We start from the raw sequence: 25402 nt of genomic DNA on the forward strand, positions 1-25402 counted from the left end.
ATAGCTGGGACTAAAGGATAGGAGCAAACGAATGCTTATTTTGACCCGTCGCGTTGGTGAGACATTAATGATCGGTGATGAAGTGACTGTCACTGTATTAGGCGTAAAAGGTAATCAGGTACGGATCGGTGTGAATGCACCAAAAGAAGTATCGGTACACCGTGAAGAAATCTATATGCGGATACAAGCGGAAAAGGGCACACCAGGCAGTTACAGCCAGGATGATGATCAATAAGTCTGTTTTCGTAAATCATTGTTTTTATTGTTTTGTTGTGTAAAAAGTAGTCGTTTACGTTATTAATTGCGCAGATTGTCTAAAAGGTCGGCAATCGCACAGTCAGGTTCAAAATTTTGTTTGACATATTTTCCTGAGACATTAATATACGCACCGCAACGTAGCGCGGAGAGATGGCCGAGTGGCTGAAGGCGCACCCCTGCTAAGGGTGTATAGGGGAAACTCTATCGAGGGTTCGAATCCCTCTCCCTCCGCCAGTTGTTTTTAGATTAGATGGACGCATAGCTCAGCTGGATAGAGTACTCGGCTACGAACCGAGCGGTCGGAGGTTCGAATCCTCCTGCGTCCGCCATCTGAAACACTGGCACTACAAGCAAGATTGAAAATTGTAAGACCTGTCGCAAGACATACTCCCAGGACGCATAGCTCAGCTGGATAGAGTACTCGGCTACGAACCGAGCGGTCGGAGGTTCGAATCCTCCTGCGTCCGCCATTAAACCTGCTTAGTGCAGGTTTTTTTGTTTAAAGCCAGTCCCCAAATAAAGAACTGATGACGCAGGCGGTGAGAACCTCCCTCCTCGCGGAGCTCGTCGCGTTCAGCCGGCAGCATGCCAAACTGATGGCATGCTGAGATCCCGTCTTCACGGTTCGACGTGTCGGCTTTGCCGACCGAGCGCGCGCAGCGCGACCCGAAGGGCAGTTGGCGCAGCCAGCTGTAATCCTCCTGCGTCCTCCGGCCTGTTGCAGAGCAACAGGCGTGAAATCAGAGCGAGCCAAATTGTTGGCTCGCTCGCTGCTGATTTCACCCATTAAACCGGCTTAGTGCAGGTTTTTTTGTTTTTGCCATCCTGGCAAAAATCCCTTCAGGACCAGCTAAAGCTGTCCAAAAAACGGCAGGATAGCCGTTTTGCACAGCGCAGCTGCCGGTAGGCGAGCGGCAAGGATGTCGCGAGTGTAAAACGCTCCCGGCGTTTTTGTGTTTTTGCCATCCTGGCAAAAATCCCTGCGGGACCAGCTAAAGCTGTCCACAAAACGGCAGGATAGCCGTTTTGCACAGCGCAGCTGCCGGTAGGCGAGCGGCAAGGATGTCGCGAGTGTAAAACGCTCCCGGCGTTTTTGTGTTTTTGCCATCCTGGCAAAAATCCCTGCGGGACCAGCTAAAGCTGTCCACAAAACGGCAGGATAGCCGTTTTGCAAAGCGCAGCTGCCGGTAGGCGAGCGGCAAGGATGTCGCGAGTGTAAAACGCTCCCGGCGTTTTTGTGTTTTTGCCATCCTGGCAAAAATCCCTGCGGGACCAGCTAAAGCTGTCCAAAAACGCTCCCGGCGTTTTTGTGTTTTTGCGTCCCGCGGCTCCTCGCAGAGCTCGTCGCGTGAAAACAGAACATTATATTCTGCGTCTTAAACTTCTGTTTGGCCCCTCATCCAAAAATCACGCATAGCCGCCGCACTGTAAGGCCTCTTCAGCATGTGGCGAGTTTAAGGGCGCTCCTGAGTGATTAAGGCGCTATTACATGCCGGTTGTGCCTGAAAAGCCGGCGATCGGTTCGGAGCAAGCAAATCTGCTGCGCCAAAACAGCGCGGCTGGTACAGATTTATGCCCGATTTTTGTGCCTGTCGTCATGCAATTCAGCTCAGATGCTTCGAATTGGTGCGAATTCTGACTTTCTAATTCAATTAATTCTTATGAATCATATATTTAATTGTCTGATTTGAACTGCTGGATTTAATTCATGCGTTGTGATTTGATGGAGCGGCACTTGTTTGGGGGTTTTATGTTGTATCAAAAAATAACATCAATAAAAAAGAAAATTTTGTTTGCTGTCGGTGGCTCCACGGCCATTTTATTAGCAGTTGCTGCATTTCTGGTGATCCAGCATATCGCGGCGCAAACCAGAGCGCAGGTGGAAGCAGAGGCAAATAGCCTGATGCAGAAAGAATCTGTCGCTGTGGGCCAGTTCTTTGCGGAATATGCGCAGGTCGCAAAGACATTTTTACACAGTCCACAGTTTCAGCAGTGGTTTTTACAATATCCGGGGCGTGGCACCGATTTGGCAACTGCTGAGGGTTATCCGCAAATTAATCAGACGTTTAAAACCATAAGCGCTGGCGACGCCAATATCCTGTCGGCATTTTTTGCGCTGACCCGTTCTGACGAGTATTTCCGCGAAGACTCCAGGACTGGTGTTGACGTGGATGGGCCAGACAAAGGGGTGGTGGACAAAGGTTATTTCGCCAGTCAACGGCCTTGGTACATTGAGACGATGAAGCACAATAAGTTTTTCGTCGGTTCACCGTCGGCCGATTTTACCACCGGCATCGTCTCAGCCGTCGTGGAAGGTCCGGTGTACCTGCCGGATGGCACTTTGCTTGGTGTTGGTGGCCTGGATCTGCATATCAATAAAGTCGGGGATAAAGTGGAAACCATTCGCTATCAGGGTGAGGGCTTGCCGTTTTTACTCGATGGCAAAGGCCAGATTGTGCATTTCTCCGGACGGGCGGGTATCACGACCAAAGCCAATGACCCGATCCAGGGGCTGGATAACAAAGACAAAAATAGCAGCGGTTTTGCTGTGCTGGCGAAAGCGGCACAGCAAAGCCAGGCTGGTTTTGCCGAGGTCCGGCTGAATGGGGTGGATTATTATGTTGCTTACCAGCCGGTCAGCCGCGATTTTCCGCAGATGAACTGGCTGGTTGGTATCCTGATCCCAGCCGCGTTAATCGACGCGCCGATTGAATCGACGGTGCAGTGGTCAATCTTTGGTGCGCTGCTGATCCTTGCCTTGATCACGGCGAGTATCATGATCACGACCGGGGTCATCACCAAACCATTGCAACAACTGACCCATGCTATGCAGGATATTGCCAGCGGCGATGGTGACCTGACCCGGCGCATCGATATTGCACAGCAGGATGAAGTGGGCGCGCTGGCGCGGCATTTTAATACTTTCGTCAGCAAATTACGCCAATCACTGGCGCAAACGCAACAGCAGGCGGAACAGGTCAAATTGTCCAGTGAACACCTGAACCAGGTGGTTGGGCTGACCAATCAGGAGATCCAGCACGAGAAGGTGCAGATCGACTCGGTGTCAGCTGCAGTGACGGAAATGGCCGCGACCGTGCAGGAGATCAGCCGAAACGCGCAATCGACCAGCCAGGCCGCAGCGGATGCTGAGGTGCGTGGCCAGCAAGGCGCGAAATTGTCTGAGCTGGCGGTCAATGATATGGAATCGCTGAATCAAAGCATGGTATCTGCCGTGGATGTTGTAGTTGGACTTGCCAAAGAATCTGAAAATATCGGTACTGTGGTCGACGTCATTAAAGGCATCGCTGAACAGACCAATCTGCTGGCATTAAATGCTGCTATCGAAGCGGCCCGTGCCGGCGAGCAAGGCCGCGGTTTTGCTGTCGTGGCTGATGAAGTCCGTTCATTGGCAGGACGCACCCGGGAAAGTACTGATGATATCCGCCGGATGGTGGAAAAACTGCAACATATCGCCAAGCAGGCAGAAGACGTGATGCAATTGGGCCGCAGTCAGACTGAGGTCAGTGCGGAACGCGCCCGGGCGATGCAACAATCATTAACTGCGATTAGCGCGGCTATCATGGTTGTGCAGCAACAAAGCACCCAGATTGCGGTGGCAACCGAGCAACAAACGATTGTGGCTGATGATATTAACCGCAGCCTGACCGCGATCACGGCTTTGGTTGATAATACCGCGGAGCATGCACTGGAACTAACGGGGGAAGCCCGTCAGCTGGATAATTCCGCTTCTGCGTTAAATCAGGTGGTCGCGCAGTTTCGGATTTGAGCCCTGTCGCAGCGCTGCGTAAAAAAAACGGCCGGAGTGGTATCAATCTGGCCGTTTTGTTTTGGCCGCCTGACTGATATAAAAGCCGTTTTCCGTCATATTTGCAGACGATCCTGAATGGGCTGATGTGATCAATATTTTTACACGATTTTAATGCGCTGGACGCAGGATAAAGGCTTTGTTTTTTTTTCGTTCTCCATTACCATGCGGTAAGGGAAAAATAAAAGGAAAATATGGATATTTTATTTTTCAAGAGCATTTTGCATGAACAGGTCGTATTTAGTCGGATTTGTACCGCTTTTTTTAATCACCTCAGCGCAAAGCGTCGCCGCTGACTGGGATCAGGCTCACAACGAGCTCAGTGCCTTCCTTGGTGTGCACAGTAATAACAATCTATTCAATACCGCAATTCAGCGTCAGTCAGACCAAAGTGGTATCGCTGGCATCCGTTGGGATTGGCTTGGTTTGTTTGAAGGTTATGGTCTGCAAATGCCGCTGCAAATCAGCCGCCAACACTACAGGGACACCAGCGATTTAGCGCAAACGCTGTATCAGTTGCAGCCAGAATTACGCTTGTTTCTGACACCACAAACCGATCTGTCGTTACAGGCGACCTTACGCAAAGACCAGCATCTGGCCGGGGATAGCGCGGCAGAATTTTTGTCAGCGGCAGAGCAGGCCTTACTGGCAAAGCAATCCGGCGCAAAGGCTGCACTTGGTTTTGGCCGGGCACCTGATACCCAGAATCTGCGCGTCACTGTTGGCACAGACCGACGTCAGCAAGATGTCCGTGAGCAACGCTATTCCACTTTAGACAGTGATTTTGCTGAAGCGCAATACAGCCACAAGCTTAACGAAAATATCGCATTGGTATTGGATGTCGCAAGACGCCAGGAACAACAGAATCAACTAAGCACCGACCTGACTCAATATGGTGGCGGTCTCGCTGTGCAATGGACCGGCCAGCAGTTTTTCCGCCTGACCGGTGGCCGGTTTTCGCGCAGTTATCCGGCAAATCAACTGGCAAAATCGACGGGCAGTTACTGGCAGCTGGATAACCTCTGGCAGTTTGACCAGCGCTGGCAGCTTCAACTGCAAAGCGGCCGCAACTCTGTGTTGTCTTATGCTACGGCCAGTGTCAGCCAGCTCGATACCCGTCATGCGGCCAGTGTGCGCTGGCAATATGATCAGTCACATCAGTTCAGCGCTGAACTCAGCCAGCTGACGTCCCGTCTTGATCAGGGCGATTATCGCAGAACCCGCAGTGCGCTCAGTGCAGGCTGGCGCTGGCAGTGGGCACAGCAATGGCAAAGCCTGGTCCAACTCAGTCAGGTGCATCAACGCCAACAACAGCAACCGGATCGCAACCGTGCCGAATTGCTGGCTGAGGTCAGCTGGTCATGGTGAAGTGGTGTAGTGCTTTCCTGAGCCTGTTATTGCTCGCATCTGTGCAGGCACAGACTCCGGCTGCGCCGGGGTTACAAAGCTACAAGTTCGGTCCCGGCGACTCGATTAAAATCAGTGTTTATCTGGAACCGGATCTGTCGGTGACAGCTGAGATCAGCCAGCAGGGGTTTATAGATATGCCTTTACTGGGCAGTATCCGGCTGACCGGTCATACCCAGCAAAGCGCCAAAGAATATCTGGAACAACGGCTGAAAGATGGTTATCTGGTTGCACCGAGTGTTTCGATCACGGTCGACAGCTATCGACCGTTTTTCATCTATGGCGAAGTGCGAAATCCTGGCAGCTATTCGTATCAGCCGGATATCACACTGGAACAGGCCATTGCGCTGTCAGGCGGCTTGCTGGACCGGGCTTCGCGCAGTGCCTGGCAAATCCAGCGTGGTGCGGATAAAGCAACGTTTAAAGCCAGCTCGGACACGATCATCCTGCCCGGTGATGTGATTAAAATCGATAAGAGCTTTTTTTGATGCAGGCACAGCAGCAACAACAGCAACAGCAGCAGGTACAACAGGCCAATGATGCGATTGAATTAAGTGTCATCCTGGCCATCCTGTCGGCCCGGCGCTGGCTGATTGTGCTGATCACCACAGTCATTTTTGCGCTGGTCACTGCGTTTGTGTCGCAATTGCCTTCGGTTTTTCGCGCCGACACCACGCTGATGATCAAAGGCGGCTTGTCGGCCAATCCGCTGCAATCGCTGATCCCGGGGATGGGCGGTGGTAACGATGAACTTGATACACAAATTAAACTGTTGACCTCCACACAATTTGCCCAGGACGTGGTGAAGAATCTGCCGGCCGATCTTGAACTTGGTTTACCGAACGATATGCGTCGGGATGACGTGCAGGCATTGCTGGCGGATCTATCCGTGGCCGCAGTACCAAAAACTACGTTGTTACAAATTTCCTATAAACACCACAATCCATTTATCGCTGCAGAGGTGGTGAATCAGCTGGCTGCCCATTTCATGAATTATCAGACCGGCCTGATGCAGCAGCACAATCATCAGGCGAACGATTGGATTAAAGAGCGGGTGGACGATGTCCGGCTGAAGCTGACCGAGTCGGAGCAAAAGCTGCAGCAGTTCCGGCAGGAACGCAATATTATCGATATCAGCAGCGATATAGAACTGAGTAAGCAGGAAATCGCACAGCTATTCAGTGAGCGCCGCCTGCTGCAAAAACAAAGCGATGAGCTGTCTGTTCTGCTGAATAAAATTCAACAGGCGGGCCAGAACTATGAAGCGCTGATCAATATCGCTGAGGTGGCCGCAGTGCCGGTGATCGCCTCGCTGCAACAACAACTGGCGATGCAACAGGCGGAATTTGCCCAGCTACGGCTCAGTTATCTGGAGAAACACCCACGTTATATTGCCGCCAATCGCAAAATAGAAGTGACCAGCCAGCAGCTCAACAGCGAAGTGAACAAACTGTCTGGCAATTTCCAAATCCGCCAACGCGATTTACAACGCAATCTGCAGGAAATCGCAGTGAAAGCTGACGCTGCAACCACCCGACTGGAGCAACTGGTTGGAGTCGGACAAGTGCATAAAAAACTCGAAGCTGAAATTCAGGCCAATCTGCATTTGCTGACCACGTTGTCGGACAAAATGAAAGAAACCGAACTGATGAAAGACATCAATAAAACATCGAGTATTTTTGTGGTCGACCCGGCGATAGTCCCGGTCAAACCAATAGGGCCTAAACGGCTGTTATTGTCGGTTGCCGCTTTTGTTCTGGGCATTATCAGTGCGGTATTTCTGGTGCTTTGCCTGCATTTTTTTGCCGATGTCACCTCGAAGTACCGGCATATCGCGACGCGTTATGGCTATAAGTTACTCGGCGTGGTGCCACAAATCCGCATCAAAGGCATCGACCGCAATCTGCCGGTGATCCAGCAATCCGGCAAACAATACACCTTGTATCAGGAATACATCCGGTCATTACGGACCAATATTTTACTGGATAAACAACTAGGTACGCAGCGATTGCTGGCGCTGACATCAATTTCACCCAATGAAGGTAAATCGAGTATTTGTCTGCAGCTGGCTAAATCGTTTTCTGAGCTGGAACGGGTGATCATTATCGACGCTGATCTGCGTTTTCCGGCACTGGCCGAAGCGCTGGGAGAAAATCCGCACCGGCCCGGCCTGACCAACCTGCTGGCAAAGACCCATACCTTTGAGCAATGTGTGTTTTACAGCAAAGAGCTGAACGCCGATGTCCTGCCATCCGGCATCCGGCCGATGAATCCGCTGTTATTTCTGTCGATGCCACGCTTTGATGCGGTGCTTAAAGTGCTGGCGAAAAAGTATGACCGGGTCATTATCGAATGTCCGCCGATTTTGTCGGTGTCGGACGCGATGGTGGTGGCCAAATGTGTTGGTAAGCTGGAGTTGGTGGTGGACGTGAAAAAAACGCCGTTGGTAGACTTCGCCGCCAAAATGGATTTGTTATCGCAGTCAGGCGTCAATATTGGTGGCGTGATCCTGAACCGGGTGAAAAACGATACCTCCAACTACTACGCTACCTCCGCCACCCGCGCCAAACAACCGTCCGCGCTGCGTCAGCTGCTGCATGATAATTTACGCCGTGCCTGATTGGCTTATTGTTCGTCCTCTGCGGTGTCCGCACTGTCCATACTAAATAACAATTGTTGCCGCGGATCCAGCTGCGCCTGTGGGGGCAATAGGACCTGCCGGGCTTGATCCGGTCGTAGCGCAGCATGTAGCGGCAGCGCCGTCAGTCCTTGCATCGCCACTTGCTCTACTTGTGGCGTTTTAATCAGCCTCGGTACATCACGCGGGCCATATTGCGCGATGGATGGAATGAATGGCCGCAATTTGCTGATCAGTTTATCGAGAAACCAGGTACTGACTTCACCGCCAATTATAATGGTCTGGCAGTTAAACAGAGTCTCCAGCGTATGAATAGCCACCCGCATCGGTTCGGTCGCGCGGTCAAACCAGGGGGTCAGTTTGTCGGCCTGCATGGCGAGACGGTCAAAGCCGTCCGCGGAATCCAGTAGCAGTCCAGGCAGTTTTTTATCGACAAATTGCTGCAGCGATCGCACTGAAGCAAAATCATTCAGCCGGCCAAAATCACCATTGCTGTGATCCTGATCCGGCGTGACAAAAATCTCACCCAACGCCCCCGTTAAGCCATGTTGCCCCTGCAATAACCGCCGTTCAAATACAATCGCCGTATCGATTTGCTGGCCCAGATGGATATAACAAAAGCTGTTGAGCTGGCGTGCCTCGCCATGCAGCAGTTGCCAGGCCGCGCAGGCTGCCGCTGTGTGGGCGGCACAAACCGGCAGCTGCAAAGCAGTGGCAAGCTGTTGTTGCAGCAGCTGTAATTCCTGATGGCGCTGCTCCGGCTCACTGACTGAGGCCGATACTATGGTCAGGCCGGCACCCAGCAGCTGACTGTGGTTGTGCGCCGACTGCTGCAAAAACAGCGTACTGAACTGACCGATCTGACTAATCAGGCTGACATCATTTTGCCGGGACTGGGTCTGATGCTGTAACAACTGACCGGTTAAATCGCTTAAGGCCAGTTCAATCCGGGTCGGCCAGACGCGGATGCCAAGACTAAACAACCCCGGGCCATTCAGCATCAGCATCGTCGATGGCTTGCCAACGCCCACTTTCAGCTGGCCTGTCTCAATCACCAGTTGATGCGCGATCAGCTCATCAACCAGATTGGTGATGGTCTGTTTGGTTAATGCCGTGGCCCGCGCCAGATCGGCACGCGACAACGGACCTTGGGTGGCCACTTGTGACAGTACCAGCCGAAGATTTAACGATTTGTTTTGTTTAGAGTTAGAGCCTTTCATGCAAGGGCCTTGTCTGGCGTTTGTGCACGAACTACGTGCCAGGAGATCGACCGTCATTCTTGACCTGAAGCGTCGTCAAACGCAAACAATTTGTCGGCTTAAAGTTATTAGTAAAAATGATTGACTTAATGATGCTGGTTGGAATATAACCAATCTATCAAAGTTGTGAATAAAAGGTGTCGAGTGAAACAAAAAAAACCACAGTGGCGGCAATTCGCACTGATGTGCCTGTTGCCAGTCCTCAGCCTGCCGGTCCGCGCGGCGACGCCGGCACTGGATTTAACCACTGCAGCCCGCGCTGAACAGGTGATATTGACGCCGGCTCAGCAGCAGCAACTTAAAACGACGAAGCGCCGGGCCGCACTGGTCTGGCACGGCTCCAGCGCCTGGATCAATGCGGTCACTGCTGGCGCCCGCGCAGAATTTACCGCAGCCGGTGTCGATGTAGTCGCTGTCACCGATGCGAACTTTGATCCGGCCCGGCAGGTAGCGGACATTGAAAATGTCACGACGATGCAACCGGATTTTATTCTGACGTTGGCGATTGACCCTTCCAGTGTCAAAAGCAGCCTGCAACGGGCGGCGAAGCAGGGTGCAAAACTGGTGCTGCTGAGTAATCCGGTTGCCGGTTTCCAGCATCCGGCTGACTATGCCGGCATTGTTACTGACGACATGATTGGTATGGGCCGTCGCGCGGCATCGGTGTTGGCGGAATACAGCAACAAGCCGGTTAAAGTTGGGATGATTTTTCATGATGCCGACTATTTCATCACCAACACCCGTGATCAAGCCTTCGCGAATGCGCTGAAGGCGCATCCACAGTTGCAGCTGGTCGCACGGAAGGGGTTTGTCCGCGAACAGGAAACCAGCGATGTTGCGGCGGCATTGCTGCTGCAACATCCGGAAACAGAGCTGATTTATGTGTCATGGGACAGCGCCGCCGAAGGCGTGCTGGAAGCTCTGCGAGCTGCCGGGCGCAAGGATATCCGTGTGGTCACCCATGATCTTGGCGTCAACAATCTGCTGGATTTGGCGCGTGACGGTAACATGCTGGCGACGATCGCCGACCAACCCTATCTGATTGGCCAGACCATGGCCAAAGTGGCATTACTGGCTGAACTGCAACAGCCAACACCGGCGCTGACGCTGGTGCCATTTGACACCGTACATCGCCACAACATCAGTGAAGGCTGGTTACGTGCTTTTCATAGTCAGTTGCCGGCGGTATTACAACCTTTCATCGCAACGGAGAATAGCCGATGACCACTCAGACCCAGGCGACGATGCTGAAGCAGCTGCTGCTGCGCCGCGACGCTTATATCTATTACATCTTTCTGATTGTACTGAGTTTTTTTGCAGTGCTGCTGCACGACACCGCATTTTTGAGCCTCGACAATTTACTCAATATTGTCCGCCAGACTACGCCGGTGACTGTGATGGCGGTGGCGCTGTGTTTCGCCCTGGCGGTAGGTCATATCGATTTATCGATCGGCGCCGTGGTGGCGGTCAGTGCTTTAGTCGCGGCTCTATTGCTGCCGCAGTATGGCGTGTTGGTCGCGACGGCCGCAGCCCTGGGACTAGGTGCGGCGGTGGGTTTTATCAATGGCCTGCTGACCGAAAAATTACAGGTTTCCAGCCTGTTAATCACGCTCGGCACTATGAGTGTGCTGGCCGGCGTGGCGCGGCAGCTGACTGGCATGGAATCAGTACCGGTGCTGCATGATGGCTTTATTTTCTGGTTTGGCGGCGGCGAGCTGTTGGGTATCCCAACCTTATTGCTGTGGACAGTCGCGGTGGCACTGCTGGGCTATTTGTTACTGAATAAACTGCGTTTTGGCCGGCATTTACTGGCGGTGGGTGGGCAGCCGCAGGCGGCCCGCGCAATGGGCATTGCATTGCAACGGCTGCGGGTGCAGGCGTTGATGATTTCGGCCACTGGTGCGGCATTGGCGGGGTTGTTGTACGCAGGCCGGCTGCAGGGGGCGCGTTATACGCTGGGTGAAGCGGATCTGCTGACAGTGATCGCAGCAGTAGCGATTGGCGGTACCAGCCTGTTTGGCGGACGGGTCTGCATTCTGGGCGCTGTGCTTGGTTCCTGGCTGATGGGGATGATTAATAACGGCCTGATCCTGTCAGGTTTTTCTACCAATGAGCAAATGGTGGCGCGTGGCGTGATCCTGATTGTGGCGGTGGCGATTGGTGTGCGGGAGATGAAAAATGGTTAGGAATGCATTGGGACAGGTCGCCTTAGAGATCCGCCATCTTGGCAAAGCTTTTGGCGCGGTCCAGGCGTTAAAAGACGTCAGTTTTTCGATTCAAAAAGGCGAAGTGGTGGCACTGCTTGGCGACAATGGTGCCGGTAAAACCACGCTGGTGCGATGTCTGGCCGGTATACATCAGCCGGACCGCGGTGACATCCTGTTTAACGGTCAGGCAGTACAACTGGCGAATCCACAGCAGGCGCGCGCCCTTGGCATCGAAACGGTGTTTCAGGATCTGGCGATGGTGCCGGAGTTTGATATCGCCACCAACCTGTATTTAAACCGGGAAATTCTAAGCAAAAACCCGTTGCTGCGTGCTATCGGCTGGCTGGACAAAGCGGCGATGGCGCGGCAAGCGCGTAAATCGCTGCATCGGCTGAATAGCCGGATGCCGGATTTTAGTGCCCGGGTGCAGAGTCTGTCCGGCGGTCAGCGCCAGGCAATAGCCATCGCCCGTGCTGTGAACTGGGGTGCTGATCTGGTGATCATGGATGAGCCGACCGCAGCGCTTGGTGTTGAGCAAAGTGCGCAGGTGAACGAGCTGATCCGGTTGATTAGCTCCCAGGGCGTGGCGGTGCTGTTAATCAGTCACAACATGCAGCATGTGCTGGAAACCTGCGATCGGGCCGTGGTGTTGTATCAGGGCTGTTCGGTGGCCGATGTCGCGCTTGGCGACGTGACCAAAGAACATCTGGTGGCACTTATTACCGGTGCGGCGCTGGCCGCCTGAGGAGCAATGATGAAACATCGCATCCGGCAGCTGATCGACAGCCTGTCGCTGGAACATAAAGTCGGTCAGCTGTTTATGCTGGCGTTTGCCGGGCCGGACCTGGCTTATGCCCGCCAGTTGGTCGAGCAATATCAGATCGGTGGTTTTTATCTGACCGACGACAATGCCGCCGATCCACAGCAAGCGGCCGCGCTGAATCTGGAGCTACAGAAACTGGCAGCACTGCGCAGCGTCGATGCGCCGCTGATCCTCGGTGTTGATCAGGAAGGAGCCTGGAGTGTGTTGACCGATTTTACCGACACAGGCCCCGGCAATCTGGCACTGGGTGTGGTTGATGATGTGGCGCTGACCGCACAGCAGTATCAAAGTATGGCGCTACAAATGCAGGCGCTGGGTTACAACACTTTATTGGCGCCTTGCGTCGATGTGAACAGCAATCCGGATAATCCTATCATCGGCCAGCGTTCTTTTGGCGCTGAACCTGCCTTAGTGTCACGTCACAGCAGTGCTGCAGTGACAGCGATTTTACAGACCGGCATGCTGGCCTGCGCCAAACATTTTCCGGGTCATGGTGACACCGCGACCGACAGTCACAATGGCCTGCCGGTAGTGGATCTGGCGCTGACCGAATTACTCGATACACATTTGCAGCCTTTTGTGGCGGCGATCGAGGCTGGCGTGCCGTTACTGATGACCAGCCATATCTGTTATCCACAGCTGGATGCTGAGTTTCCGGCCACGTTGTCGCCGTCAATTTTGACCGGTTTGCTGCGGCAGCAACTGGGGTTTGATGGCGTGATCCTGACCGACAGTATGAACATGGGGGCGATGCGCCGCCACTATGGCCCGGTAGAGGCCGCGGTGCAGGCGCTGCGCGCTGGTGCTGACATGATTATGTTAAGCGAAGAGCACTATGAAAATGCCGTCACTGATTATCAGACGTTGCAACGTCAGACCATCGAGGGTGTGATTGCGGCAGTGCAAAGCGGCGAGTTGGCGCCTGGTGTGATTGATGCCGCATTGCAGCGGGTATTGTTGCTGCGTTATCAGCTGGCGGAGCCCAAAATCCGGCCAGTGCCGGATGGTGCCGCGGTTGCTGCAGAAGCGGCCCGCCGTGCTTGTCGGGTGCTGCGGGATGAGGCCGGGATGCTGCCGCTACAGCAGCCATTTTATCTGGCCTGCATGGCCGATCCTGCGGAATATACGCAGATCCGCAATAGCCGCGGCATTGGTCCGAACGACGCGGTACCGGCAAGCAGCGTGCTGCAGGCAGCGCTGCAACAGGCCGGCGCTCAAGTGGAAGTGCTGAGCTGGCCTGTGCTGGCCGGCTGGCTGGAACGCGGTCAACGTCCGGAATTGCCGTTGCTGCTGCTGAGCGAAGACTATCCTTTGCCGGGCAGCCGGCTCAATCTGCCACGTCAGCGCGAGCGGGTACAGCAATGTCTGCAAGCCTGGGGTGGGCAGGTGCTGCTGCTGGCGCTGCGATCTGACACTGAACTCAGCGCTTATCCACAACTGCAAACTTACCTGTGCAGCTATTCCAGCCGGCGTTGCAGTGCGTTGGCGGCCACCGCCATGTTATTGGCTCAGCCCGTTACACTGCCGGCAGAACCTGCCATAAATTTGTAAATAAATCGCAATTTATTTTAATGGAATAAATAGTCAAAACAATTGACAAATAATTAGTAAAGCAAATAGACTAAAATTTAAGCAGCAAAGGTAAGACAATAATGTTGCAGTTCTGATGTCGGGAAGCATTGGGGTTGTGTAGTAACTTGTTGATATTGCTAGCGCTGTAACTGTCCAAAACCAATAAAAATACACGGGGTACTACAGATGAACGGCAAAATCACTTACCTGGGCTGTTGCGTGGCCGCTGCATTGTTAAGCAGCACTGCAGTGGCGCAAAGTAACAAAAATGTAAGCGCTGACGACGGCAAAATTGAACGGATCTCGGTCACCGCCAGTAAACGCAAAACCTATCTGATGGAAACGCCGGGCGCAATCACGGCGATTAGCCAGGATCAACTGACCCGCGGCGGCATCAAAGAATTACGTGAACTGACCACCAGTATTCCGAATACCCAGTTTGTCGTTTCTGGTACCGATTCCGGTATTCAGGCATCCATTCGCGGGGTGCGCTCCGGTAACAATACTGAAATCGGCGATCCGGCAGTCGGCGTGCATATCGACGGAATTTATTCACCACGGCCACAAGGGGCGTTGGCGTTGCTGTACGACGTGTCGCAGGTTGAAGTATTGCGCGGTCCACAAGGTACCTTATTTGGCCGCAACTCTACCGGTGGCTCCATCAACGTGATCCCGAATAAAGCGGACACCTCAGATTCTTACTCCAGCGTGGTGCTCGGTTACGGCAACTATGCGCATAAACAACTGCGCGGCCTGACCAACATCGCCGTCAATGACCGCTTTGCATTGCGTTTTGCATTGATGGCAGATCGCCGCGATGGCTATATCCAACAGGATTATGACGTGCGGGATATCAACAGACCGGATATTATAGATCCATTTACCGGTAAGCCAATGGTCGCTGATGGCCGGCCGGACACCGACCAGCGGGAAAACCGCCGCGTTGGCAAAGAAGACTACTACAGCAATGCCGACAAACAGGCGGTCCGGGCGCTGGCGCGTTGGGTACCAACCGACAGCCTGACCTGGGATCTGACCCTCGAACACTTTGCCGATAAAAGCGCCGGTGAATTGTTTTTAAAAGACTGTAAGCAGGCCAAAGGTACTGTTGACCAATGTACGCAGCAACAGTTCTACGCCAACATCAACGTGCCGGGCGACATGGATATGACCATCGACACCACACGTTCACACCTGAACTGGCTGATCAACGATATGTGGAGCGCTGACTACCGTTTCAGCGTGGCGGATCAGGAACGTTATCAGCTGTTTGACGAAGATGCCGGTTTTGCCGCCGCGCCAAGCCGTGCCAAGCTCGACAGCTTCAGTCATCCGTTGTTGTTTGACCGTTATGCCCGCACCGATGCGCAGTTTAAATCGACCATCCACGAGCTGCAGTTCACTTATTCCAGCGCCGATCTGAAATTTGTCACCGGTGTGTTTTCGATGCGCGAGAAAAACAAAATCAAATTTGATGTCGAGCTGGTGCACGGCCTGCGCCATTCCGCGCTTGGTTATCATCCGGCGGCATTTTCTTATCCGCAGGACGACCGGCGAGCCAACGCAGATGCCGTTTTTGGCCAGTTCGACTATCAGCTGACCGATAAACAGCAGGTGACTTTTGGTTACCGCCAGACCCGTGACGAGAAAATCGATAATGGTGGCGTCGGTTATGAACTGGTGTTCAGCGACAAATACTACAACGGTAAATATGACCCAACCAAAAGTGGCAGCATTCAGGGCGACAGCCTGACCAAAGACATGGGCACATATCCACCACTGGGTCAGGTGTTAACTGCTGGCCGGCGCACATACGCCAGTGAAGACTGGCAAAAAGGCACCTGGAAACTCGGCACCGATTATCGCCTCGATAACAACGACCTGTTATACGCCTTTGTCGCGACAGGCTTTAAAGCCGGTGGTTTCTTCGAAGACTTCGACATCTGTGACTGTGGTCAGTACTCCAACCTGCCATATGGGCCGGAAGAAGTGTTGAACTACGAGGCCGGTTATAAAGGCAGTCTGCTGGACGGCAAGATGAACCTGTCGGTGGCGCTGTTTTACAGCGACTACACCGATATGCAGGTCACCAACAATCAGAAAGTCGGCACCCGGCCGGATGGCAGTGAAAAGACTCATAACGTCACCACCAACATTGGCGAAGCGTCGTTAAAAGGTCTGGAACTGGAACTGGATTATATTCCCTGGGTGGGCGGCCGCCTGACTGGTTATGTCGCCTGGCTCAATGCCCGGGTCGAGGATATTCCGTTTGAAGATGCTTATTACTGCAGTGAACGGCTGGAATATGGCCAGAAGCCTTGCGCCGGTAAAGTCGACATTAGTGGCAACAGCCTGCCGTATTCACCGGACTGGTCCACCAGTCTGACGCTGAAACATACGCTGGAGCTGACGCAGGGTTATGCGCTGGAACCGCAGATCACCGCGCACTGGCAAAGCAAAATGTACACCTCGCTGAACAACTATGACGGCGCGCATTTATCGGATGCGCAGGACGCTTACTGGAAAATCGACGCCAGCGTGCGGTTATTGCCGGCGCAGGGCAACTGGTGGCTGGAAGCTTACGGTAGCAACCTGACCGACGAGATTGTGCGCAATGCCAATTACTTCCAGTTCCGCGATGGTTTTATCCGCTCCACTTATAACCCGCCACGGATGTACGGCGTGCGGTTTGGTTACGACTTCTGACAAGGATAGTTGACGGGCTGATACCGGAAGTTTTGTGCTGACGGTATCCCTTCACAGCTTTGCGTCCTGAGCCGGGCCCGGGCTCAGGGTATTACGCGATGGCTTTTGCCAACCTTTGTTCTAATCCAGCGGAGTTACCTATGAATATTCTATTAAAGCGGCCATTGAAGCGACTAGTGACCTTATGTTGTCTCGGGTTGAGTACGCAGGCACTGGCGGCTCAGGGCAGTTTTCAGCAATTTCTTGATACGATGCGCTCGTTTGAATCCGGTATCGACCCGGCCAAAGCAGCGTTTTACCGGCAGAATCTGGATCAGCCGGTCTACAATTATGCCAAAGTGACAGCGCCGGGCCAGATCATCCGCGACCCGGTAACCGGTTCGATGATTTCAGAAGCCACCACTATCCGCGAGTTTTTCCAGAAACTCGGCGTCGCCACTTTTTACAGTGAATTCCCGGCCGATGAAGCGGCGATGTTCCGTACCATGCAATACAACTCACTGAATGCCTGGGGTTTTATTGGTTATCAGCTCGGTGAGGCGGTATTAATTTCTGCCGGTTATTACAGCCCGAAACAAGTGACAATCGGCAATGAAACGCTGGACAGCTTTTATATCTTTATGCCGGACAGTACCTGGGCCAATGGTGTCAAACAAGCGCGCTCGGAAATCCCTGGCTCAGGCGGTAACTTTATTCTGGCGACTGATACGAACCGCTGGCAGGGCAGTTTTGTCGGTAAAAACGGCGTCAGCAGCTTTGCCGACCTAAAAGTACCAGATAAGCAAGAAGTGGTGATCCGCGACGTGATGCGGTTTAACTATGGCGTGATGACGGAACTGCTGACCAAAGCCAATATGACCTGGGCCCAGGCTTTGGCAAAAAGCTGGCCGGGTAAAGACGAAAACGGCAATAACATCACCATTCAGGCGACAATGTCGGGTCTGCTGGCGGCTGCACATTTGCGTGGCGCCTGGGGCACGGCGGATTTACTGATCAAAAACCAGCAAAGTTGTGACGAGCTCGGTACCTGTATCACCACATATATTCATAAGTTCGGTGGTTACGACACCATTTTTGATACGCCGGCCAATGACCAAATCAGCGGCAGTCCGTACAACGAAGTGTTAGCGGCGGGCTGGGGCAACGATGTGGTACAGACCGGTGGTGGCAAAGATCTGATCCAGCTGAATCAAAGTGCCAATGGCCGCACCTTGGTAAAAAGCTTTACCGTCGGCGATGATCGCGTAGTGTTGCGCGGCTGGTCCGTGGCCAATCCGCTGGCAAACCTGGTGGTGACCCAAGGTGTGCAGGGCGCTGAATTGAGTTTTGCCGGTCAGACGCTGGTACTGGAAAATGTCACAGTCGCACAGGTGCAGGCCAATATTGGTGCCGTGATCCAGGCCGGGCAAATTTATCCTTTGGCCTGGAGTGGCAAATCTGTCGTCAACAACTTCAACCCACAGGCGGACCAAATTCGCGGCACTGCTGGTATCGACTTTAAACACCTCAAAGCATTTCAGGACAATGGCAGTCTGTTTGTCGGTACTCAGGCCGCAGACGGTGGCATTTATTCCTGGATTGAACTCAAAGGCGTTAATCGCAGCCAGGTCAGCCCGGAGATGTTTGTTGATGTGACCGGCAGCTACAACCGTTTAGGTTTTACCGTACTGCTGACTAATACCAGCTGGAGCTGGGGCCAGACCAAAACAGTCGACTATTTTAAAGCGGCGGATACGACGCTGAATTTAAGTGCCTTTCCTTATACCTTCAGCACGCTGAAGCTGACACAAGACGGTACCGCCACAGTAGTCAGTCTCGTGAGCAGTCAGGGGCAGGGTGATACCAAGACTTTGCGTTTACTCAATACCAAAATCACCGATTTAACTGCGGCCAATTTTTATGGCCTCAAAGGCGGCAGCTTCAGTGATGTGACTATTGATGACCCATCCAATGCTGTCTATCACACCATCAATGCCAGTGTCAGCGGCAGTGGCGGCGTAATTACGCCAAGCGGTGCAGTGCAGGTGCGGGACAATAGCAATCAGCTGTTTACCATCACGCCGAATGCCGGATTTAAAGTGAAATCCATTTTGGTCAATGGTGTGGCTCAGTCCATCAGTAACAGCCTGACGCTGACTCAGGTCAAAGCCAGTGGCACAGTGGTGGTCAGTTTTGACGCGGGCAGCAGCTGTACCACGCCAGCCTGGGAAGCGACCAAAGTCTATGTCGGTGGCAATAAGGTCAGTTATCAGGGCTTTGTGTATACGGCTCGCTGGTGGACGCAGGGCAATACGCCTGGTACCAATGAAGTCTGGACCAAAGGCGCGGCTTGTCAGTGAGCCGGCGATGAGTGCGATGTAACTTCGGCCGGCATCCTGTCCGGCGGGAGATATTGCCAACCGGCCCAGCAACGGGCCGGTTTTTTTAGTGCTGTAAAAACTCTGGCGCCAGCGTCAGTTCTTCGTTGCGGTTGACACCAACACCTCGGTCAATCACGTTTTGCGCGATCTGTTTGGCCTCTGTTAGCGAATGCATTTCATAAGTACCGCATTGGTAGATATTCAGCTCCGGGATCTTATTCTGGTCCTGCACCTGCAGCACATCGTTCATTGCGGCTTGCCAGGCATTGGCAACGCGCGCTTCGTCCGGTGTGCCAATCAGGCTCATATAAAAGCCGGTGCGACAGCCCATTGGCGAGATGTCGATGATTTCGACACCCTGGCCATTTAAATGGTCACGCATAAAACCAGCGAATAAATGTTCCAGCGTATGGATGCCTTTTTCCGACAGAATTTCCTGGTTCGGCACGCAAAAACGCAAATCAAATACAGTGATGTCGTCGCCTTTTGGCGTGGTCATTTTTTTCGCCACGCGCACGGCCGGCGCTTTCATGATGGTGTGGTCAACGGTAAAGCTGTCGAGTAATGGCATTCCAAGTATCTCCAGAAAAGCAAGTTGGCCGATTATAGCGGTGCAGTCTGACCTTGGGTACGAAAATTCCGTTGTATCAGACTGACGGACTGCGACAAATCACTGAAGTTCCCGCCTTTACCGGCGTTTTCGCCCCGTTAAACGCAGAAAAATGAAAAATTTTATTGGAATAACCTTGAATGCATTGGGGGTTAACCCCATTAACTGGTCAACACAATGAAATTGTTCCAAATTATAGAGCGGAGTAAATTATGGGCAGAATTATTGGTATTGACTTAGGTACAACAAACAGCTGTGTGGCCATTCTGGATGGCGATCAACCTCGGGTGATCGAGAACGCTGAAGGCACGCGCACCACACCATCCATCATCGCTTATGCCGAAGATGGTGAAGTACTGGTCGGTCAGCCGGCAAAACGTCAGGCCGTCACCAACCCGAAAAATACTTTGTTTGCGATCAAACGCCTGATCGGCCGTCGTTTCGAAGACGCTGAAGTGCAGCGCGACATCAAAATCATGCCGTACCAAATTGTCCGTGCGGATAATGGTGACGCCTGGGTTGAAGTCAAAGGCAAGAAATTAGCAGCACCGCAAATTTCTGCCGAAGTGCTGAAAAAGATGAAGAAAACTGCGGAAGATTACCTGGGCGAACCAGTGACTGAAGCGGTGATCACTGTTCCAGCTTACTTCAACGATGCACAGCGTCAGGCGACCAAAGACGCCGGCCGTATTGCTGGCCTGGAAGTGAAGCGCATTATCAACGAGCCAACTGCTGCGGCGCTGGCTTATGGTATGGACAAGAAAAAAGGCGACACCAAAATTGCGGTGTATGACTTAGGTGGCGGTACTTTTGATATCTCGATTATTGAAATCGATGATGTTGATGGCGAGCAAACCTTTGAAGTTCTGTCGACCAACGGTGACACCCACTTAGGTGGTGAAGATTTCGACTCACGTCTGATCAACTACCTGGTCGACGAGTTCAAGAAAGAACAAGGTATTGACCTGCGTAACGACCCGCTGGCAATGCAACGTCTGAAAGAATCGGCGGAAAAGGCCAAAATTGAGCTGTCTTCAGCCTCTCAGACCGAAGTGAATCTGCCGTACATCACTGCTGATGCTACAGGTCCAAAACACCTGAACATCAAAGTGACACGCGCCAAACTGGAAGCGCTGGTGGACGATTTAATCACCCGTACCATTGAACCGCTGAAACAAGCATTAAAAGATGCTGATCTGTCGGTCAGTGATATCAACGATATCATTCTGGTCGGTGGTCAGACGCGGATGCCAAAAGTACAGGAAGCGGTGACCGCTTTCTTCGGCAAAGAGCCACGTAAAGACGTGAACCCGGACGAAGCGGTTGCGGTAGGCGCGGCTATCCAGGGCGCGGTACTGTCTGGTGATGTGACCGACGTATTACTGCTGGACGTGACGCCACTGTCTTTGGGTATCGAAACCATGGGCAGCGTGATGACAGCGCTGATTGAGAAAAACACGACTATTCCAACGAAGAAGTCGCAAACATTCTCAACAGCAGAAGACAATCAGTCTGCCGTAACGATTCACGTGCTGCAGGGTGAGCGCAAGCAAGCGTCAGCGAACAAATCACTGGGTCAGTTTAACTTAGAAGGCATTCGTGCTGGTCGCCGTGGCGAGCCACAAATCGAAGTAACTTTTGACCTGGATGCCGATGGTATTCTGCACGTATCGGCGAAAGACAAAGACACCGGCAAAGAACAGAAGATCACTATCAAGTCTTCTTCAGGTCTGACCGATGACGAAATTCAACGCATGGTACGCGATGCCGAGCTGAACGCCGAAGAAGATAAGAAGTTTGAAGAGTTGGTACAGACGCGCAACCAGGCTGATGCACTGGTGCACGCGACCCGTAAACAGGTCGAAGAAGCAGGTGCCAACCTTGCGACCAACGACAAGCAAGAGATTGAAGCCGCGATCAGTGCGCTGGAAAGCGTGATCAAAGGCAGCGACAAAGCTGAAATTGAAGCCAAAACTCAGGCGCTGGTGCAAGCCGCGCAAAAACTGCAGGCAGCTGCGCAACAACACAACCCGGGCGCTGAGGCAGGTAATGCCAAAAACGCCAACGACGATGTGGTGGACGCTGAGTTTGAAGAAGTGAAAGACAACAAGTAAGCGTTGTCTTAGGAAGGCTGAAGCTTTAAGCTGCGGTTTTCCGGATTTTTACAGTAAAAGCGACCGCCCCGGCGGTCGCTTGTTTATCCGCTGACCCTGAATAGTTGAAGCAGCATTATGTCAAAGCGTGATTATTACGAAGTGTTAGGCGTCAGCAAAGGCGCCGATGAAAAAGAAATCAAAAAGGCTTATAAGCGCCTGGCGATGAAATATCACCCTGATCGCACGCAGGGTGATAAAGCCATGGAAGAGAAATTTAAAGAAGTTCAGGAAGCCTACGAGATCCTGAATGACGACCAGAAACGCGCCGCCTATGATCAATACGGTCATGCCGGTGTCGATCCAAATCGCGGCGCCGGTGGTTTTGGCGGCGGCAACGGCGACTTCGGCGATATTTTTGGTGACGTATTTGGTGACATTTTCGGCGGTGGCCGGCGGGGTGGTGGTGGCGGACAGCGTGCACAGCGCGGTTCGGATTTACGCTACAACCTGGAGCTGAGTCTGGAAGAGGCGGTCAAAGGCAAAGAGCTGGAGATCAAAGTACCGACATTGGTTGCTTGTGACACTTGTGATGGCTCAGGCGCGAAAAAAGGTACTTCTGCCAAGACTTGCGGCACCTGTCAGGGCCATGGTCAGGTCACGATGCGGCAGGGCTTTTTTGCCGTACAGCAAACCTGTCCGACCTGTAACGGCCGTGGCAAAATTATTCCGGAACCGTGCCCGAAATGTCATGGTGACGGTCGCGTTGAAAAGAGCAAACTGCTGAAAGTGAAGATCCCGGCTGGCGTAGATACCGGCGATCGCATCCGTTTAACCGGTGAAGGTGAAGCGGGCATGCATGGCGCACCAGCAGGTGATCTGTATGTGCAGGTGCATGTCAAAGACCACCCGATCTTTGTCCGTGACGGCAATAATTTGGCCTGTGAAGTGCCGATCAGTTTCTCCATTGCCGCCCTTGGCGGCGAAATTGATGTGCCGACTTTAGATGGCCGCGTCAAATTGAAGATCCCGGCCGAGACTCAGACCGACAAAATGTTCCGTTTACGCGGTAAAGGCGTGCAGTCTGTGCGTGGCGGCGGAGTTGGTGATTTGGTCTGTAAAGTGGTGGTGGAAACACCGGTCAATTTGTCAGAAAAACAAAAAGACCTGCTGCGTCAGCTCGATGAAAGCTGGGGCGGCGACGGTGAAGCGACCCACAGACCGAAATCGAAAGGCTTCTTCGATGGTGTGAAGAAGTTCTTTGACGATTTAACCGGTTAATCGCCTACTTGAAAATCACCGCCAGCCTCGCTGGCGGTGTTGTTTCTGCGATCAGGCAAATTGTTAGTTTTTTTACGAACAGGATTTCAGATGAAAAAACCATCTACGCTCGGTGCTTTGCTGTTAGCGCTCGGTATATCTGCTTGTGCGGAGTCGCCGACAGGCCGGCCGCAATTGATGTTATTTGATCAAACCCAAGTCAATAAAATGGGAATTCAGACGTTTGAAGATCTGAAAGCCAAAACGCCGGTCAGCAAAGACAAAAAAACCAATCAGTATGTGCAGTGTGTGGCGAAGCAGGTGCTTAGTGTGACGCCGGCGAAGTACCAGCAAAATCCGTGGGAAATCGTTGTATTTGACAGTGATCAGGTCAATGCCTTTGCATTACCTGGCGGTAAAATCGGCGTTTATACCGGCTTGTTACTGGTCGCCGAGAATCAGCATCAGCTGGCTGCGGTGATTGGCCATGAGATAGCGCACGTGATGTCGGGTCATTCAAATGAACGCTTATCCAGTAATCAGGCGGTACAGGCCACTTTAGGCGTTGCCGATGTGGCGCTAAGCGCGATGGATACCCGGTTTAAAACTGAATTGTCGACCGCGTTTGGCCTTGGTGCGCAAGTCGGCGTGATTTTGCCGTTTAGCCGGGTGCACGAGTCAGAAGCGGATTTGATTGGGCTTGAATTGATGGCAAAAGCCGGCTTTAAACCAGAAGAGTCGGTCAAGCTATGGCAAAACATGGCAAAACAAGGCAGTGGCGGTACGCCGCAGATTCTATCCAGTCACCCGGTGCCGGAGAATCGGATTAAAGCGTTGCAAAAAAATATGCCCAAGGCCGATGCTGAATACCAGCAGCGTAAAGCCAACGGCGGCCTGCCAGCCTGTAATAAATAGCGTTGTTTGATCGGTAAAAAAAATCCCGCTGTTGCGGGATTTTTTTATGCCATGTTGCTGATCAATAGCATCAGTGACCACGCGCCGGCCGCAGCAAGATCACGCCAAGCGCAACGACTAATAAAATCAGGCAATAATAACTCTGAGTCACAACATCCCATGGCGATAAGCTGAAGCTGGCACCCAGTAACAGCGCCTGAGCACCGTAAGGCACCAGCCCCTGACTGATGCAGGAAAAGATGTCCAGCAAGCTGGCACTGCGTCTTGGGCTGATGTCGTGATGCTCAGCCAAATCACGGCTGACATCAGCGGCCAGAACTATCGCCACTGTGTTATTGGCAATACAGAGGTTACTGATAAACACCAGTGCCGCAATGGCCAGCTGCTGCGCTTTATTGCCGGCAAGTCTCAGTCTTTTCGCCAGTCCGTCAATCAAACCGGCGATCCAGGCCAGGCCGCCCTGCGCTTTAACAAATTCGCCTAAGGCGCCAACAAACATCGACAGCAGGAAAATTTCCTGCATGCTGCCAAAGCCTTTGAAGATATCTTTACCCAGGTTTGCCACTGCATAGTCGGCAAACAACACGCCTTGCAGTGCGGCCAGTACAATACCAAGCAGCAGCACGGCAAACACATTCATCCCGGCGATCGCCAGTACCAGAATGGCCGCATACGGCAGCACACCGGTCCAGCTGAACGCTTTGGCCTCAATCACCTGTTCTGTACTTGCCATCCCGGCAAATAACAACACGGTCAATAGTGCTGCAGGTGCGGCAATTTTCAGGTTTTCGCGGAATTTGTCTTTCATTTCAGCACCCTGAGTGCGGGTTGCTGCAATGGTCGTATCAGAGATAATCGACAGATTGTCGCCAAACATGGCGCCGCTTAGCAATGCACCTGCCATCAATGCCGGCTCTATCTGCGCTTGTTGTGACAGACCCACCGCGATCGGCGCCAGGGCGCCAATAGTGCCCATCGACGTACCCATCGCCGTTGCGACTATGGCGGAAATGATAAACAGGCCCGGTAAAATCAGACTGGGCGGGACCAGACTCAGACCCGCGTTGACCACCGCATCAACACCACCGGTGGCCTGCGCGACGGTTGCAAAAGCACCTGCCAGCAAGTAGATAATACACATGGTGATGATATTGCTGTTGCCGGCACCTTTGACCAACAGGTCAATAGATTCGGTCAGCGGCGCCCGGTGTAACCAGACTGCCAGCACTAACGCCGGCAGGATCGCCACTGGTCCCGGCAGTTGATAAAACGCATAGGCGACGCCCTGACTTTGCAGGTACAGGCCAGTGCCTAAAAATAACACTACAAACAGCAACAACGGCAATAACGACCGTTTGGCGCCGACAGCAGATCCGGACATAATGAACCTCGGTATAAATGCTACCGCTTATTCAGCGACATTACATTCTTAGTTAAATTTGTGTTTTTTGTATTTTTAATAATTTTG

18 protein-coding genes and 3 tRNA genes are annotated in these 25402 nt (G+C 52.8%); 17 read left to right on the forward strand and 4 right to left on the reverse strand.

Going from position 1 to position 25402, the window contains the following annotated elements; all coding sequences use genetic code 11:
• Window positions 1-31: 31 nt before the first annotated feature.
• The 4 genes from csrA (at window position 32) to ATY27_RS10470 (ending at window position 728) form a co-directional block, all read left to right on the forward strand.
• A complete protein-coding gene (gene csrA / locus ATY27_RS10455; protein ID WP_031568392.1) occupies window positions 32-235 on the forward strand; it encodes a carbon storage regulator CsrA in 204 nt (67 codons plus the stop codon).
• A 167-nt stretch (window positions 236-402) separates the two neighbouring features.
• A tRNA-Ser gene (locus tag ATY27_RS10460) sits at window positions 403-492 on the forward strand.
• Window positions 493-510: 18 nt separating this feature from the next.
• A tRNA-Arg gene (locus ATY27_RS10465) sits at window positions 511-587 on the forward strand.
• A 64-nt stretch (window positions 588-651) separates the two neighbouring features.
• Window positions 652-728 (forward strand) — tRNA-Arg (locus ATY27_RS10470).
• 522 nt (window positions 729-1250) lie between these two features.
• Here ATY27_RS10470 and ATY27_RS10475 read toward each other — a convergent pair.
• Window positions 1251-1508, reverse strand: a complete 258-nt coding sequence (locus ATY27_RS10475) for a hypothetical protein (protein ID WP_208930603.1) — start codon at window positions 1506-1508, stop codon at window positions 1251-1253.
• 458 nt (window positions 1509-1966) lie between these two features.
• Here ATY27_RS10475 and ATY27_RS10480 point away from each other — a divergent pair, with 458 nt between their 5' ends.
• The 4 genes from ATY27_RS10480 (at window position 1967) to ATY27_RS10495 (ending at window position 8111) form a co-directional block, all read left to right on the forward strand.
• A complete protein-coding gene (locus tag ATY27_RS10480) occupies window positions 1967-4045 on the forward strand; it encodes a methyl-accepting chemotaxis protein (protein WP_208930604.1) in 2079 nt (692 codons plus the stop codon).
• 264 nt (window positions 4046-4309) lie between these two features.
• The gene (locus ATY27_RS10485; RefSeq protein WP_208930605.1) at window positions 4310-5452 is read left to right on the forward strand and encodes a hypothetical protein; all 1143 of its coding nucleotides are present in this window, start codon (window positions 4310-4312) and stop codon (window positions 5450-5452) included.
• Complete coding sequence (locus tag ATY27_RS10490) at window positions 5446-5979, forward strand: polysaccharide biosynthesis/export family protein (RefSeq protein WP_208930606.1); 534 nt, start codon at window positions 5446-5448, stop codon at window positions 5977-5979. Before ATY27_RS10485 ends, ATY27_RS10490 begins: the two co-directional genes overlap by 7 nt.
• The gene (locus ATY27_RS10495; RefSeq protein WP_208930607.1) at window positions 5979-8111 is read left to right on the forward strand and encodes a polysaccharide biosynthesis tyrosine autokinase; all 2133 of its coding nucleotides are present in this window, start codon (window positions 5979-5981) and stop codon (window positions 8109-8111) included. Before ATY27_RS10490 ends, ATY27_RS10495 begins: the two co-directional genes overlap by 1 nt.
• 5 nt (window positions 8112-8116) lie before the next feature.
• Here the strand turns inward: ATY27_RS10495 and ATY27_RS10500 are convergent, their stop codons facing one another.
• Complete coding sequence (locus tag ATY27_RS10500) at window positions 8117-9349, reverse strand: ROK family transcriptional regulator (RefSeq protein ID WP_208930608.1); 1233 nt, start codon at window positions 9347-9349, stop codon at window positions 8117-8119.
• 183 nt (window positions 9350-9532) lie between these two features.
• On the opposite strand from ATY27_RS10500, the gene ATY27_RS10505 reads away from it, so the two are divergent.
• From ATY27_RS10505 to ATY27_RS10530, 6 genes are all read left to right on the forward strand, one after another.
• Window positions 9533-10612: a substrate-binding domain-containing protein gene (locus tag ATY27_RS10505; RefSeq protein ID WP_208930609.1), complete on the forward strand. Its 1080-nt coding sequence runs from the start codon at window positions 9533-9535 to the stop codon at window positions 10610-10612.
• Window positions 10609-11574: an ABC transporter permease gene (locus ATY27_RS10510; protein WP_244151264.1), complete on the forward strand. Its 966-nt coding sequence runs from the start codon at window positions 10609-10611 to the stop codon at window positions 11572-11574. The genes ATY27_RS10505 and ATY27_RS10510 overlap by 4 nt, the downstream gene beginning before the upstream one ends.
• Complete coding sequence (locus ATY27_RS10515) at window positions 11567-12340, forward strand: ATP-binding cassette domain-containing protein (RefSeq protein WP_208930610.1); 774 nt, start codon at window positions 11567-11569, stop codon at window positions 12338-12340. Before ATY27_RS10510 ends, ATY27_RS10515 begins: the two co-directional genes overlap by 8 nt.
• 6 nt (window positions 12341-12346) lie before the next feature.
• Window positions 12347-13969: a glycoside hydrolase family 3 N-terminal domain-containing protein gene (locus ATY27_RS10520; protein WP_208930611.1), complete on the forward strand. Its 1623-nt coding sequence runs from the start codon at window positions 12347-12349 to the stop codon at window positions 13967-13969.
• A gap of 207 nt (window positions 13970-14176) precedes the next feature.
• On the forward strand, window positions 14177-16696 hold the full coding sequence (locus tag ATY27_RS10525) for a TonB-dependent receptor (RefSeq protein WP_208930612.1): 2520 nt from the start codon (window positions 14177-14179) through the stop codon (window positions 16694-16696).
• Window positions 16697-16836: 140 nt separating this feature from the next.
• Window positions 16837-19035, forward strand: coding sequence for a carbohydrate-binding protein (locus ATY27_RS10530; RefSeq protein WP_208930613.1), 2199 nt, complete (start codon window positions 16837-16839; stop codon window positions 19033-19035).
• Between the two features lie 85 nt (window positions 19036-19120).
• On the opposite strand, the gene luxS is transcribed toward ATY27_RS10530, so the two are convergent.
• On the reverse strand, window positions 19121-19627 hold the full coding sequence (gene luxS, locus ATY27_RS10535) for an S-ribosylhomocysteine lyase (protein ID WP_208930614.1): 507 nt from the start codon (window positions 19625-19627) through the stop codon (window positions 19121-19123).
• Between the two features lie 251 nt (window positions 19628-19878).
• Between luxS and dnaK the strand changes: the two genes are divergently transcribed.
• From dnaK to ATY27_RS10550, 3 genes are all read left to right on the forward strand, one after another.
• On the forward strand, window positions 19879-21780 hold the full coding sequence (gene dnaK / locus ATY27_RS10540; RefSeq protein WP_208930615.1) for a molecular chaperone DnaK: 1902 nt from the start codon (window positions 19879-19881) through the stop codon (window positions 21778-21780).
• A gap of 117 nt (window positions 21781-21897) precedes the next feature.
• Entirely contained in the window at window positions 21898-23040 is a 1143-nt protein-coding gene (dnaJ, locus tag ATY27_RS10545; protein WP_208930616.1) for a molecular chaperone DnaJ, read from the forward strand.
• Between the two features lie 90 nt (window positions 23041-23130).
• Window positions 23131-23934 carry a M48 family metallopeptidase gene (locus ATY27_RS10550; RefSeq protein WP_208930617.1) on the forward strand — a complete coding sequence of 268 codons (804 nt, stop codon included), beginning with the start codon at window positions 23131-23133 and terminating at the stop codon, window positions 23932-23934.
• A 70-nt stretch (window positions 23935-24004) separates the two neighbouring features.
• On the opposite strand, the gene ATY27_RS10555 is transcribed toward ATY27_RS10550, so the two are convergent.
• A complete protein-coding gene (locus ATY27_RS10555) occupies window positions 24005-25315 on the reverse strand; it encodes a Na+/H+ antiporter NhaC family protein (protein WP_208930618.1) in 1311 nt (436 codons plus the stop codon).
• Window positions 25316-25402 lie beyond the last annotated feature (87 nt).

The sequence above is a fragment of the Rheinheimera sp. F8 genome, assembly GCF_001518915.1.